General features: G+C 58.6%; 17 protein-coding genes. 6 read left to right on the top strand and 11 right to left on the bottom strand.

What is annotated here, in order from left to right; translation table 11 throughout:
- The first annotated feature begins 28 nt into the window (after positions 1-28).
- Both zapD and M5D89_RS03475 read left to right on the top strand, forming a co-directional pair.
- On the top strand, positions 29-790 hold the full coding sequence (gene zapD / locus M5D89_RS03480; protein ID WP_248884432.1) for a cell division protein ZapD: 762 nt from the start codon (positions 29-31) through the stop codon (positions 788-790).
- Between the two features lie 24 nt (positions 791-814).
- Positions 815-1,819 carry a class 1 fructose-bisphosphatase gene (locus tag M5D89_RS03475; protein WP_248884431.1) on the top strand — a complete coding sequence of 335 codons (1,005 nt, stop codon included), beginning with the start codon at positions 815-817 and terminating at the stop codon, positions 1,817-1,819.
- An 86-nt stretch (positions 1,820-1,905) separates the two neighbouring features.
- Here the strand turns inward: M5D89_RS03475 and M5D89_RS03470 are convergent, their stop codons facing one another.
- Positions 1,906-2,652: a complement resistance protein TraT gene (locus M5D89_RS03470; RefSeq protein WP_248884430.1), complete on the bottom strand. Its 747-nt coding sequence runs from the start codon at positions 2,650-2,652 to the stop codon at positions 1,906-1,908.
- A 143-nt stretch (positions 2,653-2,795) separates the two neighbouring features.
- Here M5D89_RS03470 and M5D89_RS03465 point away from each other — a divergent pair, with 143 nt between their 5' ends.
- Together M5D89_RS03465 and M5D89_RS03460 are read left to right on the top strand one after the other, a co-directional pair.
- A complete protein-coding gene (locus tag M5D89_RS03465; RefSeq protein ID WP_248884429.1) occupies positions 2,796-3,218 on the top strand; it encodes a stringent starvation protein B in 423 nt (140 codons plus the stop codon).
- Positions 3,215-3,868 (top strand): lytic transglycosylase domain-containing protein, encoded by a 654-nt coding sequence (locus tag M5D89_RS03460; protein ID WP_248884428.1) that lies wholly within the window; start codon positions 3,215-3,217, stop codon positions 3,866-3,868. Before M5D89_RS03465 ends, M5D89_RS03460 begins: the two co-directional genes overlap by 4 nt.
- Here the strand turns inward: M5D89_RS03460 and M5D89_RS03455 are convergent.
- The 8 genes from M5D89_RS03455 to ettA all read right to left on the bottom strand — a co-directional run bounded on the left by M5D89_RS03455 (position 3,850) and on the right by ettA (position 10,329).
- Positions 3,850-4,110: a helix-turn-helix domain-containing protein gene (locus tag M5D89_RS03455; protein ID WP_248884427.1), complete on the bottom strand. Its 261-nt coding sequence runs from the start codon at positions 4,108-4,110 to the stop codon at positions 3,850-3,852. The genes M5D89_RS03460 and M5D89_RS03455 overlap by 19 nt on opposite strands.
- Positions 4,107-4,751 (bottom strand): DUF3426 domain-containing protein, encoded by a 645-nt coding sequence (locus M5D89_RS03450; protein ID WP_248884425.1) that lies wholly within the window; start codon positions 4,749-4,751, stop codon positions 4,107-4,109. Before M5D89_RS03450 ends, M5D89_RS03455 begins: the two co-directional genes overlap by 4 nt.
- Positions 4,726-5,628: a 50S ribosomal protein L11 methyltransferase gene (gene prmA, locus M5D89_RS03445; RefSeq protein ID WP_248884424.1), complete on the bottom strand. Its 903-nt coding sequence runs from the start codon at positions 5,626-5,628 to the stop codon at positions 4,726-4,728. The genes M5D89_RS03450 and prmA overlap by 26 nt, the downstream gene beginning before the upstream one ends.
- Positions 5,625-6,971, bottom strand: a complete 1,347-nt coding sequence (gene accC / locus M5D89_RS03440; RefSeq protein ID WP_248884422.1) for an acetyl-CoA carboxylase biotin carboxylase subunit — start codon at positions 6,969-6,971, stop codon at positions 5,625-5,627. Before accC ends, prmA begins: the two co-directional genes overlap by 4 nt.
- Position 6,972: 1 nt before the next feature.
- Positions 6,973-7,446 carry an acetyl-CoA carboxylase biotin carboxyl carrier protein gene (gene accB, locus M5D89_RS03435; RefSeq protein WP_248884421.1) on the bottom strand — a complete coding sequence of 158 codons (474 nt, stop codon included), beginning with the start codon at positions 7,444-7,446 and terminating at the stop codon, positions 6,973-6,975.
- A 20-nt stretch (positions 7,447-7,466) separates the two neighbouring features.
- The gene (aroQ, locus tag M5D89_RS03430) at positions 7,467-7,919 is read right to left on the bottom strand and encodes a type II 3-dehydroquinate dehydratase (protein ID WP_248884419.1); all 453 of its coding nucleotides are present in this window, start codon (positions 7,917-7,919) and stop codon (positions 7,467-7,469) included.
- A 79-nt stretch (positions 7,920-7,998) separates the two neighbouring features.
- The gene (locus M5D89_RS03425; RefSeq protein ID WP_248884417.1) at positions 7,999-8,598 is read right to left on the bottom strand and encodes a nitroreductase family protein; all 600 of its coding nucleotides are present in this window, start codon (positions 8,596-8,598) and stop codon (positions 7,999-8,001) included.
- A gap of 63 nt (positions 8,599-8,661) precedes the next feature.
- On the bottom strand, positions 8,662-10,329 hold the full coding sequence (gene ettA / locus M5D89_RS03420) for an energy-dependent translational throttle protein EttA (RefSeq protein WP_248884416.1): 1,668 nt from the start codon (positions 10,327-10,329) through the stop codon (positions 8,662-8,664).
- Positions 10,330-10,567: 238 nt separating this feature from the next.
- Here ettA and panD point away from each other — a divergent pair, with 238 nt between their 5' ends.
- Positions 10,568-10,933, top strand: coding sequence for an aspartate 1-decarboxylase (panD, locus tag M5D89_RS03415; protein WP_248884414.1), 366 nt, complete (start codon positions 10,568-10,570; stop codon positions 10,931-10,933).
- A 30-nt stretch (positions 10,934-10,963) separates the two neighbouring features.
- Positions 10,964-12,175: an MFS transporter gene (locus tag M5D89_RS03410; protein ID WP_248884412.1), complete on the top strand. Its 1,212-nt coding sequence runs from the start codon at positions 10,964-10,966 to the stop codon at positions 12,173-12,175.
- A gap of 16 nt (positions 12,176-12,191) precedes the next feature.
- On the opposite strand, the gene ccsB is transcribed toward M5D89_RS03410, so the two are convergent.
- The gene (gene ccsB / locus M5D89_RS03405; RefSeq protein ID WP_248884411.1) at positions 12,192-13,370 is read right to left on the bottom strand and encodes a c-type cytochrome biogenesis protein CcsB; all 1,179 of its coding nucleotides are present in this window, start codon (positions 13,368-13,370) and stop codon (positions 12,192-12,194) included.
- A 24-nt stretch (positions 13,371-13,394) separates the two neighbouring features.
- Complete coding sequence (locus tag M5D89_RS03400; protein ID WP_248884410.1) at positions 13,395-15,227, bottom strand: cytochrome c biogenesis protein ResB; 1,833 nt, start codon at positions 15,225-15,227, stop codon at positions 13,395-13,397.
- Positions 15,228-15,295: the final 68 nt, after the last annotated feature.

The following is a 15,295-nucleotide window of genomic DNA, read 5'->3' as shown; positions in this document are numbered from 1 at the left end:
TTGTGGCACTCTCGACCTAGCAAGCGGAATGAACGACGCGATGGCCATCTACGAAACTGCGTTACAAGAGCGAACCCGCTCCTTATTGCGACTCGAAGGATTATTCCATTGCCTGGACCGAGAGGGAACGGAGCCCGGCAATGTGCGAGCGGCTTTGCGTACCTTTCTGGAGCTTCTCGATTTTTGTCAGCGTCCCGAATTGCGGATTGATCTGCTGCTGGAGCTGGATCGTCTGATTCAGGCGCTACATGCATGGAAGGCGTCGGAATTGATCGATCACGCGGCGCTGGCGGTCTGGGAAAATCAATTACGCGCTCAGCAACAGGTGCTGCGGGATAGCCACCAGAGTTTTGCCGACACCTTGCGACAACAGGAATTACTCCAGCTCGCGCGTGGGCGTCAAGCGATCGCTGGCGGACTGACTGGGGCCGATCTACCCCTGCTTGCCTTCTGGGAACAACAAGAGCCTCAGTTTCGGGCACTGCAATTTCAGCACTGGCGCGCCGAATTCGACCTTCTGGAAGGCAGCATCGAAATCATTCTCCGCTTTCTGCGGGAATCTCTCGCCTGGAGCACCCAAATCGCCGAGCACGGGCGCTTTGGCACCCCTCTCAATCCCCGACAAACGCTGTCCCTTTTGCAAATTGAGACACAACATCCGCAGATCTATCCCAAAATCAGTGGCGGAATTCATCGGCTGCACGTCCAGTTTCTCCAATGGATAGACCCTGGACCGAGCCGCGCGCTAGAATCCAGCATCCATTTTCGTTTGGCGCTCAGCGCCTGTTGAACCGGCCATAAGGACCTCACAGCAATGCAGATTGGTACCACCCTCAGTCAGTTCATTATCGAAGAGACCCGCCTCTATCCCGAGGCCTCAGGAGATTTTGCCGCCCTGCTCAATGACTTGATGGTCGCGTGCAAATTCATTGGCTCTCAGGTCTATCGCGGCGCCCTGGTCGGCGCCCTGGGCAGTGCAGAAACCGGCAACGTACAAGGGGAAGTGCAGAAAAAGCTGGACGTCATTGCCAACGACGCGATCCTCAAGTCCATGGACTGGACGGGTCACCTGGCCGGCATGGTCTCGGAAGAAGAAGACGGACCCTATGCGATACCCGCTGGCGTCCCACGCGGCAAGTACCTGTTGCTCTTCGACCCCCTCGACGGCTCCAGCAACATCGACGTCGGCATCAGCGTTGGCACGATCTTCAGCATCCTCAAGGCCCCCGTGGCAGGGAAGGACGCCACGCTGGAGGACTTCCTGCAACCCGGTGCGAAACAGGTCTGCGCCGGTTATGCCCTGTACGGCTCCAGCAACATGCTGGTCTACAGCACTGGCTACGGGGTAAATGGCTTTACCCTGCTACCCGAAGTGGGCGAATACGTCCTCACCCACCCCCAGATGCGCGTCCCCGAAGACACCAGCGAGTATGCCATCAACATGAGTAATTTGCGGCATTGGGAAGCGCCTGTACGACGCTACGTCGACGAGCTGAATGCCGGGAAAGAGGGTCCGCGGCAACGGGACTTCAACATGCGCTGGGTAGGCTCCATGGTGGCCGACGTGCATCGCATCCTCTGCCGTGGCGGGGTCTTTCTCTATCCGTTCGACACGCGCGATCCGAAAAAGCCCGGCAAGCTGCGCTTGCTCTACGAGGCCAACCCCATGGGCTTCCTTGTCGAGCAGGCGGGCGGAGCGGCCAGCACCGGGCGCGAGCGCATTCTCGACCTGCAGCCGCAGGGACTCCATCAGCGCGTGCCCGTCATCCTCGGCGCCAAAAACGAAGTCGAACGGGTGGTGGAGTACCATCGCCAGTAATCATCCAATCTCAGCCCGCCACAGCGACAAATCAGGCACAAAAAAGGCCGCTGCAGGCGGCCTTTCTGCTTACTCAAACAGGAAAATTACAAAATACCCGAAAGGCTATGCACCAGTTGCCCCTGCAAAGCCGGCACAGCATTCTTGAAGGATAGGTTGACCTTGTTCGCCGTAGAAACAATGCGGGTGCGATAGTAAAGCCAGTGGCCCTCACCCGATACCTGCTGGGTGGTAGTGGTACTGGTACCCTGCTGGAGGTTGGAGTTAGTCTGCTGCTGGACCGCCTGCTTGCTCCGCTCTGCAACCTGCACATCGGTAATCATCGCGTAGGTGACATCCTTGACCAAAGAGTCAGCGACCAGACCGATCGCGCCCCCAACCAAACCACCGGCGCCTGCCCCCGTCCAACTCTGTCCGATGGCGGCACCCGCAATCGCGCCAAATGCCGCTCCACCATACCCATTGGTCAAAGACTTCTGTGCTGCCGCTTCTGACATTTTACCAACCGACAACACATTGATCTGCAGCATGTAATGGGCTTGGTTGTAGGGAACGATGCGGTAGCCCTGATTGGTCAGATTGGCATCAATCTCCTGTTCCAGCGCGGCCACGTTCAAGCTTTTATCTGAGGTATTCTTGAACTGCACGTACACCGTCTGCTCCGACGGGGGCACAGGATTCAGGAAGATGGTATTGGACATCTTGGTCTGGACGTCGAGATCCTTGTGTTCCAATGCAACTTGCGTTGCCGCACAGCCAGAAAGCGCAACTGCAGATCCAGCGACGAGGGCATAGCCCAGCATGCGCAGCCGGGTACTGGTGAGAGCGGTCATTATTTCCTCCAAAACAGTACGACCTTGCGGCCAAAAATTTCTGATGAACCGCAGAACTATTTTAGAAGATAATAGAAATGCTGCAAGCTGCCCTCAAGCTTGTCATACTGCGCACCTGTACTAATTTATCCGGGGAGTGCGTCGTGAACCGAGGGATGCAGTTGCTACCAGAATCCGCCAAACCCTTCCTGCTGGACTCCATTCATGCTTGGTGCGTGGAGCAGGGATACTCACCGTTCATTGTGGTCAAGATCGACTATCCGGGCGTCGAGGTTCCAGCTGGCTACGACCGCGATGGACGGATCGTCCTCGACATCTCTCCCGCCGCCGTTGTCGGGCTGCAGATGGCCGACGGCTGGATTCAATTCCAGGCACGCTTTGGCGGTGTCGCCCGGCGTATTGCCGTACCCATGGCCGCAGTGGTTGCCATCTATGCAGCGGAAACGCAAGAGGGGATGGGGTTTCCAGAACCCGTCATACCGACTTCTCCGGGACCAGAATCTACCCCCAAAAATCCAGACGACCGGGGAGACACCCAGCGTCCGAGCTTGCGAGTCATCAAATGAAGCTTAGGTACCTGCTGCTGGGGTCGCTACTTAGCCTCACGACCGGCATGGCGCAGGCAGATATTTATGAGTACACCGGCAGCGACGGAGTAATCCACCTCACCAATCTCCCGTCGCACAAGGCGCCCTATCACTTGGTGATGCGTACCCCGAAGATGGCCGCGCAGATTGCCCGACAACACTTTGATCCGGTCGCACGCGCAGAGCTGCAGCCCGTCGTTTTGGCCGCGGCAAAGCGATTTGGGCTGAGTGCTGCCCTGCTCAATGCCGTGATTCGGGTAGAGTCTGGCTTCAACGCAGGGGCTGTATCGAGCAAGGGGGCCATGGGCCTGATGCAATTGATGCCCGCCACCGCGAGCCGATTCGGGGTGCAGAACGCCTTCAATCCGGAAGAAAACGTGCGCGGCGGTGCGGCGTATCTGGCTGACCTACTCCACCGCTTCAGTGGTGATCTGCGCCTGGCCCTGGCGGCATATAACGCGGGCAGCCAAGCGGTCATTCAGGCCGGCTATCACATCCCGCCCTTCCAGGAAACGCAAGACTATGTACCCAAGGTCATGGCCTACTACCAGCGCTTCCAAGGCAACGGCGATCAGACCAATCTGGATACATCCTGGCAAAAGCCCGTCATTCAGATATCGAGCCCATAACGCTGGATCTTTTTACTGAGCGTATTGCGGTTGATGCCCAGACACTGGGCTGCAATTCCCTTTTGCCCCCCGCTGCGCTGCAGCACTTTCTCCAACAAGGCACGCTCGACCTCCTCCATGACCTGCTGGTAGAGATCCCGCGGTAGGGCAGTGCCCAAGTCCGAGAAATACTGCTCCACCTCGTGAAAAATACAGTCACGCAGGCTTGGCATCTGATCGCGTAACATGGGCTCGCGCATCATGGCTGACTCAGGAGGGTAACCTGGTAGCCTGGTGCCGCCTCCAGCTGCGGACCTTGCAAAACAAAATCGACTGCATGGCCGGGAACGAATCCCTTACCCACCAATACGTCGCCGGGAAGATAGGACTGGGGTGTATAAGTCAGCGTACGGATCGTCGAACCATAGGCATTACTCAGCACGACTTGAATCTGCGGATAGGCCTGCACCATTCCGGAGGTATTCTCCAGTTTTCCCCGAATGATCGCCAAGTGGTCGGGTAGCGCTGTCACCGTGCTCTGGGTGATATGAATTTCCCGATTCGGTCCCGGCCAAGGTACCTCTACCCCCAGACTATGGGCACTCTGCAGCAGCACCGAACGAATGGGCGCGTAGGTCGCCAGATAGGCATAACTGCGCGTCCACCACAGGATCTGCACGATCAGGATCAGCACCAGAAAGACGATGATTGCCAGCAAGAACCCGCGACCCAGCCCTCCAGGGTGGCGCGATTCGGCTTCGATGGACTTGGCGACGCCGGGCGCGGCAATCGGCACCTGGAAAACTTCACCGCAGACACTGCACTGCAAAACGCCCTGATGCTTGCGCAATGCTTCGGGAGCCACGGAAAAGGCAGATTCACAACGCGGGCATTGGACTTCCATCTCGCTCTCCTGGCAGACGTTCTCCTACCATCAGGGACCAGTCGCTCCGCCGCCTTGTCGACGTGAAGACAAAATACGGCGCATAGGCAGCCATGACCAGATCCTCCTGTTCTACAAGCAAGCCCGAGAGGGCAATCACCCCCCCGGGCAAGACGCGCTGCGCCAAGCGTGGCGCAAGCTCAATCAGCGGCGCCGCGAGGATATTGGCAACGACTACCGCATATTGCCGGGTTTCCTCCCCTTCCGGCAAACAGAAAGAAATGTGGTCCGCAACATGATTCTCCTGAGCATTCGCCCGCGCGATCTCGAGAGCTACCGGATCGGTATCCACACCCTGCGCAGATTCTGCTCCCAACAACAGGGCGGCTATGGCAAGGATGCCGGAACCACAGCCATAATCCAGTATCGATTCGCCGCCTTGGATCCGATCACTCAAAAACTCCAGGCACAGGGCTGTAGTTGCGTGCGATCCGGTACCAAAGGCGCGACCGGGATCCAGCCGCAACACCAGAGCCGCAGCGGGGACATCGGCCCAGTGCGGCGCAACCCAAAGCCGCCCATGATTTTGCGCGGGGAAGGCGGCCTGGGTTTCGGCAACCCAGTCCTGCTCGGGCAGCAGTTCCCAACGCGGCTCGTAGCCTTGCCAAGAGTGTTGTCGCAGCAGGACATCCACCGCAGCACGTACCTGCTCATCCCGGGCGAACAGGGCCGCCCCCCGGTTCAGGGGCCAATATTCACCATCGACGAAAACGGGAGCCGCCTGGTCATCCTCTAACCAGGTAACCGCTTCAGCGCCGGCAGCCAGCAACGACTCTTCCACCGCCTGCAAATCTTGGCCAGGTACGCAAAGATGTAGCTGCCACCAAGCTGAACTCATAGGTCAAGCAAGGCCTCGAGGTAGTGGATATGTACCCCGCCCGCGGAGAATTGGGCATCGTCGATAATCCGGCGATGCAGGGCGATGTTGCTCTGAATGCCCTCGATGTTGATTTCGCGCAGGGCACTGCGCATGCGCGCCAGTGCCTCCGCACGATCACTGCCGCTCGCAATCAGCTTGCCAATCATGGAATCATAATAAGGCGGCACCCGATAACCCGCGTAGATGTGGCTATCGACGCGGATTCCGGGTCCACCGGGTGGATGCCAGGCCGTGATCTGCCCCGGAGAGGGGACGAATCGCTCGGGGTCTTCGGCATTGAGGCGACACTCAATGGCATGACCACGGAGCTGCACGTCATCCTGGCTGAACCAGAGTTTTTCTCCCGCGGCGACGCGGATCTGGGCCTTGACGATGTCGATGCCGGTGATCAATTCGGTGACCGGATGCTCGACCTGGACGCGGGTGTTCATCTCGATAAAAAAGAAGGTTTCTGCTACTGGATCGTAGAGGAATTCGATCGTGCCTACACCGCGATAGCCGATATCCTTGCAAGCCTGAACCACCGCCGCACCCATCGATTGCCGCTGCGCTGTTGTAATCCCTGGCGCCGGAGCCTCCTCGATGACTTTTTGGTGCCGCCGCTGCACCGAACAATCCCGCTCCCCCAGATGCACACAGTTGCCGTGCCCGTCGCAGAGCACCTGAAACTCGATGTGGCGCGGCGTCTCGAGAAACTTTTCCATATAGAGAACCGGGTTACCGAAGGCACGTCCGGCTTCGGCGGTGGTGAGACTGGCCGCACTGAGCAAATGTGCCTCGGTATGAACCACCCGCATGCCACGCCCGCCACCGCCGCCGGCGGCCTTGAGAATGACGGGGTAGCCAATTTCCCGCGCGAGACGCTGAATCTCCGCGGGATCCTCGGGCAGAGGGCCATCAGAACCGGGTACGCAGGGGACGCCAGCCTTGCGCATGGCGCTCTTGGCTGCAATCTTGTCGCCCATCATACGGATACTCTCGGGGCGTGGACCAATGAAAACAAAGCCACTGCGCTCCACCCGTTCTGCGAAATCCGCATTTTCCGACAGGAAGCCAAATCCCGGATGGATGGCCTGGGCATCGGTCACTTCCGCTGCGGCGATCACCGCGGGGATATTGAGATAGCTCTTGTCTGAGGGCGCCGGACCAATACACACCGACTCATCCGCAAGTTTGACATGCATGAGGTCGCGATCCGGCTCCGAGTGCACGGCAACCGTACGGATGCCCAGCTCGCGGCAGGCACGCTGCACGCGCAGGGCGATTTCGCCACGGTTGGCGATCAGAATCTTGCCGAACATGTCACGACTCGGGGGCAATGATGAAAAGTGGCTCCCCATATTCCACGGGCTGCCCATTGCCCACCAGAACCTTGAGTACTTTGCCGCCCACATCCGCCTCAATCTCGTTGAGCAGCTTCATGGCCTCGATGATGCAGAGGGTTTGTCCAGCCTTGACCACGCTGCCCTCCTCAACGAAGGGGGAAGCCTCCGGGGCAGAGGCACGGTAAAAGGTGCCCACCATGGGAGATTTGATCATGTACCCTTCTGGTTGCGGCGGTTCTGCCTTGGTCACCGTCCCAGACTCGGCCTGTGGGGCGACCGAACTGGCTGGGTGAGCAGCAGCTGCTGGCAGGGTATAATGCATGGGTGCTGCGGCTGGAATGTTCTGATGGCGAGTAATGCGTACCTTGCTCTCGCCTTCTACCACCTCAATCTCGTCTATGGAGCTTTTTTCCAGGAGATCAGCCAGGCGGCGAATGAATTGTATGTCCATGTGCAGTTCCTTGCAGTTGTTCAGGCCGAAAAACGGCGGTGCACCGCTTCGAGAGCGAGGCCATAACCATCCGGACCTAGACCAGCGATGATCCCTTGGGCGAGATCGGAAAAATAAGAATGGCGGCGAAAGGGCTCCCGCGCGTGAATGTTGGATAGATGCACTTCGATGAAGGGAATGGCAACAGCGCTCAGCGCGTCGCGCAAGGCGATGCTGGTATGGGTAAACGCGGCAGGGTTGAGGATGATGAAATCTACCCCCTGCTGAACCGCCTCTTGCACGGCATCCACGAGCACATGTTCCGCATTACTTTGCAGCGAACGTAGTTGCCATCCCCAGGCTTGCGCCTGCGCCTGCAAGGCAGCATCAATTTGCGCCAGGCTCTGCTGGCCATAGTGCTGCGGCTCACGTCTGCCGAGAAGATTGAGGTTGGGACCGTGGATTACCAGAATGTGGGGCACGTGGGCTGCCATAAGCCTATGTTCGTTTGGTACATAGGCCTAAAGTCTGCCGCAAAGTGCCCGATAAATCCAGATGATCGACAGAGCAAAGTTAGAAATGGTTCTTGATCAACCAATCCTGTAGCGGTAAGCGATTACGCTCCCAGGCATTGTCCTGCCCCTTACCAATGGCCACCATGTAGCCAATCGCATAGTGGGCTGGCAAACGAATTAGACGCGCTACGGCCGCATAATCAAAACCATCCATGGGACAACTGTCATAACCGAGATCCTGCGCTAGCAACATCAAGGTCATCCCCAAAATTCCCAGACTGCGCATTGCCTCATCGCGTGCGACCTCTGGCTTACCGCGATAGTATTCATCGAGCTTGGGAAGGAGAAAGTCCTGCACCGGTTGCGGTGCCGTAGCCCAGTACCGTTGCGGCCGCTCTTGCCAGGCTTCCAGATCCGCACAGAGAACCAAGAGCAACGAAGCGTCGGTTACCTGGGCTTGCCCCCAAGCGACCTCTCGAATGGATTTGCGCAACTCAATGTCCTGCACGTCGACGACACGCCAATGCTGAATATTGTACGCACTGGGCGCCAATGCAGCGTTTTCCAGCAATACCCGCCGCGTTTCTGCCGACATTTGATGTTGCGGATCAAAGGACTTTGCGGCCCGCCGATTTTGCACTGCGCTCATGACATCCATACCAGATTCTCCTGTATTCGCGATGGAGCCACATCATACCAACTGGTATGTATGATGGTAAAGCTAGCGCGTGATTGGCTTATAGCGCAGCCGATGTGGGCGCGCCGCCTCTTCTCCCAGACGTCGACGCTTGTCTTCCTCATACTCGCGGTAGTTGCCGGTGAAGAACTCGACGTGGGCATCCCCTTCAAAAGCAATGATGTGGGTGGCGATGCGGTCGAGGAACCAGCGGTCATGGGAAATGACCATCACCGTACCGGGAAATTCCAGTAAGGCATCTTCCAGGGCGCGCAGGGTTTCTACATCGAGGTCATTGGACGGCTCGTCGAGCAACAGGACGTTGCCGCCGCTGAGCAGGGTTGCCGCCAGATGCAGGCGGCCACGCTCTCCGCCAGAAAGCTGACCAACCAATTTTTGTTGGTCTGCGCCCTTGAAGTTGAAACGCCCGCAATAGGCACGCGAGGGAATCTCAAACTTCCCAATCTGTAAGATGTCCAAACCGCCGGAGATTTCTTCCCAGACGTTCTTTTTCGCATCAAGGGCATCGCGCGACTGATCGACGTAAGCAAGCTGTACCGTCGGTCCGATCTTGACGGTACCACTATCCGGCTGTTCCTGCCCGGTAATCAGCTTGAAAAAGGTCGATTTTCCCGCGCCGTTAGGACCGATGATCCCGACGATGGCGCCCGGCGGCACCTTGAAACTGAGGTCTTCAAAGAGAAGGCGATCGCCAAAACCTTTGCTCACTTTTTCGAATTCGATCACCTCATTGCCCAGACGTTCGGCCACGGGAATGAAGATTTCCTGGGTTTCATTACGTGCCTGATACTCATAGGAACTGAGTTCTTCAAAGCGGGCCAGACGGGCCTTACTCTTGCTCTGCCGACCTTTGCTGCTCTGCCGCACCCACTCCAGCTCCTGCTTCATCGCCTTGATGCGCGAAGCCTCAGCACGCGCCTCCTGCTCCAGGCGCTTTTCTTTCTGATCAAGCCAAGTCGAGTAATTCCCTTTCCAGGGGATGCCTTGTCCGCGATCCAGCTCCAGGATCCATTCCGCCGCATTGTCGAGGAAGTAGCGATCATGGGTCACCGCCACCACCGTACCGGGGAAACGCGCCAGATATTGCTCCAGCCACTCCACCGACTCGGCATCGAGGTGGTTGGTGGGTTCATCCAGCAATAACATGTCCGGGCGGCTGATCAAGAGCCGACACAGAGCAATACGTCGCCGCTCACCGCCGGACAGGGTACCGACCTTGACGTCCCAGGCGGCCAGCCGCAGGGCATCTGCGGCCACTTCCATCTGCTGCTCGGCTTGGTGTCCGTCCCCCGCAGCGAGAATCGCCTCCAGTCGCGCCTGCTCCGTCGCCAGGGCATCAAAATCGGCATCGGGTTCGGCATAGGCGGCATACACCTGCTCCAACTCCGCCCGCGCCGTGAGAATCTCTCCCAGACCTTCCTCCACGGCCTCGCGCACGGTCTTTTCCGGGTCCACCTGCGGCTCTTGGGGTAGATAGCCGATCTTGATCCCTGGCATCGGCGTCGCCTCCCCTTCGTACTGGGTATCGACTCCGGCCATGATCTTCAGCAAAGTGGACTTCCCTGCGCCATTCAGGCCCAAGACCCCGATCTTCGCGCCGGGAAAGAAGGATAGAGAGATATCCTTGAGCAGTACGCGTTTGGGTGGCACCACCTTGCTCAGGCGATTCATGGTGAAGACATATTGGGCCATGGAGAAAATCCTTGCAGCGGGACAGAGTTGCGCTAGTCTAGCAAAAACTCCGGCGCGATTCCCCGACCCGTCCCGGCGCGCTACACTTGCAACGCGTAAGTGAAAGAGGTGCACCACACATGCTCAGTGTTTGGGGAGACGTCATCGTCATGGTTGGGACTCCGGTCTTGCTCCTTCTGGTTGTCATGGGCGTAAATCGTCTCGCACATCGCGGCAACAAGAAGCGTGAGGAGCCTTGATGTTATTGACGATGCTGAAGAGCAAATTGCATCGCGTGCGGGTCACCGCAGTAGAACTGGACTATGAGGGTTCGTGCGCCATTGACGCCGATCTCTTGGCGGCTGCCGGAATCCTGCCCCATGAGCAGATCCAGATCTACAACGTCAACAATGGTGATCGTTTCACCACTTACGCGATCAGCGCCGCAGCCGGCAGCGGCTGCATCTCCGTCAACGGTGCAGCGGCGCGGCGCGTCGCGCTAGGTGACCTCCTCATTATTGCCAGCTATCTGCAAATCAGTCCGCAAGAAGCACGTAACTGGCAGCCCCAGGTTGTCCACGTCGAGCCAGATAATCGACCCATCCGTTCGCCCCTGGCCGTTTGAGGTGAAACCTCTAGACCGCCCAAGCGTCCTGTGCTCCTGAAAGACCTGCCTGCGGCGGCGCAGCGGCTCCTCGCCGCGCGAGCCGCCCGCAGCCTGGGCCAAGGCGCGCTAGTAGTCGATTTTGCCTTATACCTGCATGCCCTGCATTGGACTGCGGTGGCGATCGGCGCATTGTATTCCGGCAGTCTCCTGCTTGGCGGTCTCGCCACCCTCCTCGTCGGTCCTGCCAGCGACCGCTATGGGGCTCGCCGCTTTCTGCTGGTCTATGAGGGCGTTCAGGCTGGCGCCGCCGTCTTGGCCCTAGCCAGCAGCAATACCCTACTCCTGAGCATTGCCGCCATTCTTGGTGCCTTCGGTCGCGGCGCCAATGGCGGCGCGGGCCCCTTCGCACCTGCCGAACAGGCATGGCTCTCCCGCGTGTTGCCCCAGGAAAGCTGGGGCCACGTATTGCCGGTGAATACCGCAATCGGTCTGGTCGGGATGGGGTTGGGCGCGGCCATTGCCGCACTTCCCGCTTGGCTCACGCCAGCAATCCCGGAAGCGATGGGATACCGCAGCCTATTTGTCCTAGTGTTGCTTGGCGCTTTGGCGAGTCAGTGGCTGCTCTTTTCCGCCCAGGAGCCCAAGGTTCCGGCACAAGCGTTGCAGACCGACGACAACACCGCAGTCGAGCCGCTGCGCTGGCGCCCCCTGCTGGCTTTTGGGGCGATCAATAGTCTCAACGGCCTAGGCATTGGGCTGATCGGACCGCTGATGGCGTATTGGATGCACCTACGTTTTCACGCTGGACCCGCGCTGATCGGCCCAGGAATGGCCATTGCCTTCCTTGTCGCTGCGGCCAGCTCAATCGGGAGCATTCGCCTGAATGCTCGCTTTGGCATGGTCGGGGCGGTCGTGCGCCTGCGTCTCCTGGGTTTATTGATGCTCCTGGCCATTCCGTTCGCTCCCAACTTTTTCCTGGCCATGCTCGCCTATATTTTCCGTTCAGCCATGAACCAAGGCAGCATCGGCTCGCGCCAGGCCTTGTTTCTCGGCATCGTCAGCCAGCGCCATCGAGGCCTGGCCGCCACCATCAACAGCCTGAGCATTCAAGCCCCGCGCGCCATCGGCCCAGTCGTCGCCGGGCTTTTCTTTGCCGCGGGTTATCTCACTTGGCCCTTTTATCTGGGGGCGGGACTGCAGGCTCTATATCTCCTTCTCTTTGCCCGATTCTTTTCTCCCAACACCAAAACTAGCAACTAGTTCATGTATTTTTTCTTCAAAGCTTCCCATATGAATGCAAGCCGGAGAGAAACATATTTACGCCCAAGAAGCAGAAGCTTACCACCCATAAGCTGAGGAAGGACCACCAGGCCATGGTTCTGCCACGCCAGCCTTTTACCACCCGCGCGTGCAGATAGCCCGCATAGTTGAGCCAAACGATCAAGGCCCAGGTCTCTTTCGGGTCCCACGACCAAAAACCACCCCAGGCCCGCGCCGCCCAAACGGCACCAAGAATGGTAGCCACGGTAAAAAAGAGAAAGCCCAGAGCGATGGCCCGATACATGACCTCGTCCATCAGGGCTGCCTCGGGCAGCCGTTGCGCCAGTACGCCGCCGCGCTTGGTAGACCAATCCCCCAGTAAATACGCTACCCCGATCAGACTGGCGATGGTGAAATTCGCATACCCCACAAACATCATCGGTACATGCAGTTTCATCCAGAAACTCTGCAAAGCGGGAATCAGCGGCTCGATCTGATCCATATGCTGCGCCGCCGTAAGCCAGAGCAAAAAGCCCACCGCAGCGGCCACGAGGGGCATGACGAAGGCGCCCAGGCTGCGATTCTGCGCCTTGCTTTCATAGTACAGATAAAACAGCGGCGTGGTGGCACAGAAGAGCACAAAGACTTCCCACAGGTTGCTGACGGGAATATGTCCCCAACTCGGGTGCCCCAGATAGGTCTCACGCCAGCGCACGCCCAGGCCAATGAAGCCAAAGATTACCCCGCCCCAGGTCAGGCGCGTGGCCCAGGCGCCAATGCCAGCGCGGCCGGTGACGGCATAAGCAAGATAGGCTACCGTACCGAGGAGCAGGAGGGCGGACATCCACAGCGCCGCGGCAACGCCCTGCAAGACGTAATGCAGCAAGATATTGTCTGTCGCGGTCTGCCCATGCGCATAGAGCCACACGGCGAAGAGGGCGGGCAAGACGCTGGCTACCGTAGCCCATTGCAGGGGGCGCCAAGCGATACCCGCGAGAAGTAAGCCAACATACCAAGACCCAAGCACCACAAATTGCCAATAGCCAAAGCTCGCGCCCCAACGCAAGACAATGAATGCGGCGATTGCGCTCAGGCCAAGGATCCAAACCGCTTCGTGACGAAAAATCTCTGCGCCACTGCGGTGCTGAAATTCCGGTGGCAGATTTTCGACCCAGGATTCCATGCTCTTTGCCATATTTTTCGCTCCTCTCCTACCCAATCAGCAGTGTAATGAACCTTTCTCTTGTCCGGGGGCTGCCTGCAAGGCACGCTCCCAGGCGGCAAATTCCCGGGCAAATTCTCGTTTGTTGCGGTCGGCTGTACCCCCCAACTCCAGGTGGCAACCGCCCTCCCGTTTCTCGATCAGCGCCCAGATCCGCTTCTGTGGCAGATAAAACAGGATGAAAATGCCCAGAACCAGCGCGACACAACCCCAGTAGATCGGCACCGTACCGGGCCATTTGGTGACCTGCAGACCGGCCGCCCAGCGGTGATCGAAAGACTGTAGGCGGAGAAGGAAAGGGGCAGGGTAGTCACGCATCTGCGCCAAGGCATCGAGGCTGGCCTGGACAAAGCGATCTTGCTCAGCCCTCGACATCGAGGGCGCGACGCGTGCCGCGAGCATGGCAAAAATTTGCTGAAATTCTGCCGGAGAGGCCTGCGCACCGCTGCGTGCGGCAATCTGCAAGGCCGCCAGATAATTCAGAAACAGGGTGACCCCACCCTGTGGGCCTACCGGAAGGTACATATAGTGATAGGGAGCGCCGAGCGCCTGCCGGTAGCCCTGTACAAAATAGCTTTGTCCGGCCCGGGTGATGGGACTGAAATAGGTCTTGAACTCGGCAGCACCGCCATGCGGGTCATGAACGATGTAGGTGTAGCTCGGTCCCAGGTTGACCATGGGATGCTGGGGATCGGGCTTCTCCCCAACAGCCGCGCGCGGCATGACGTTATAAAGCGAGAAATTCTTCAGTTGTACCGAATAGCCGGAATTCCCTGCCTGCAGGGTCTGTCCGACGCGGCCGGAAAGCATGCCGGGATGCACTGCGGGCATGCCCAGTACATAGCTCTGCAAGTGCAGCAGAGAGCCTCCATCACTGAAGCTCGATTGGTAAATCTCCACGCCATCATAGGCCAGCGGATGATTCACACGGATAATGCCGCTCTTCAGCTCCTTCCCGGTGGGGCTATAGAGCACGACGTCAGAAACGAAGTCTCGCGGCATGCCGGTGGAATAATAGCTGACATGAAAAGAGCGCAGATGAATGCGAAAGGGCAAGGGCTGCACCAGATAGCCGTTGCCTGCCATTTCGAAAACCGCATCCGCCGTCTGCCCCTCCGGTAGAGTGATGATGCCGCGATAGGCAGGGTTGTGCAGCGGCATCCAGGCCGCCTGCGGAATCTGAGACAAAGGCAGGTCGAAATTCGTCGCCGGGCGCAACGCCCCGGTCCATTCCGCCCATTTCACCGGGATATCGGCATTGTAGAGGGCTGCGGCACAGATCAGGATGATTGCGAGGTGAGTCAGAAAATAACCAAGCCGATGAAAGCGCCCCTTGCGCGCCGCCACATAAACATCATCCCCATCGCGTTCCAGACGCGGGCGAAAACCTGCCTTGCGCAGCAGATCCGCCAGGCCTGCGCTCATGGCCTCAGGAGAAAGGGTAAGATCGTGCGCAAAAAACTGATCCTGCGCCCGGATGGCCCCACGCCGCTGCCGCACCGGCAGCGCCCGCATGTCGCGCAGCATGCGCGGCGAATTGCGGGTAACACAGGTGGCCGTGGACAGCACCAGGAAGGCGACGATCCCGGTATACCAGACCGTCCGGTAGACGTTGTAGAGGCCCAACTCACGAAACACCTGGAACCAGAAGCTGCCAAACTGGAGCTGGTAGTTTTCGTAGGGCTGCTGTTGACTCAATATTGTGCCGATGACCGATGCAATGGCGAGCAGCACCAGAAGACTGACGGCCAAACGCATGGATCCCAAGAACTGCACCAGCAGCCGCAGGCGCGACGACTGCGCAGGCCGAACACCGCTTGCGGTCTGCAAAACTACCTCCCGTTTCTTTTCTCTGCCCCGCAGTCTAGCGACTCCGCTAGGAATTGCCAGCCGCTGTG

Source organism: Acidithiobacillus acidisediminis (assembly GCF_023277115.1).
GTDB lineage: Bacteria > Pseudomonadota > Gammaproteobacteria > Acidithiobacillales > Acidithiobacillaceae > Igneacidithiobacillus > Igneacidithiobacillus acidisediminis.
This window is presented reverse-complemented; position numbering and strand designations above follow the sequence as displayed.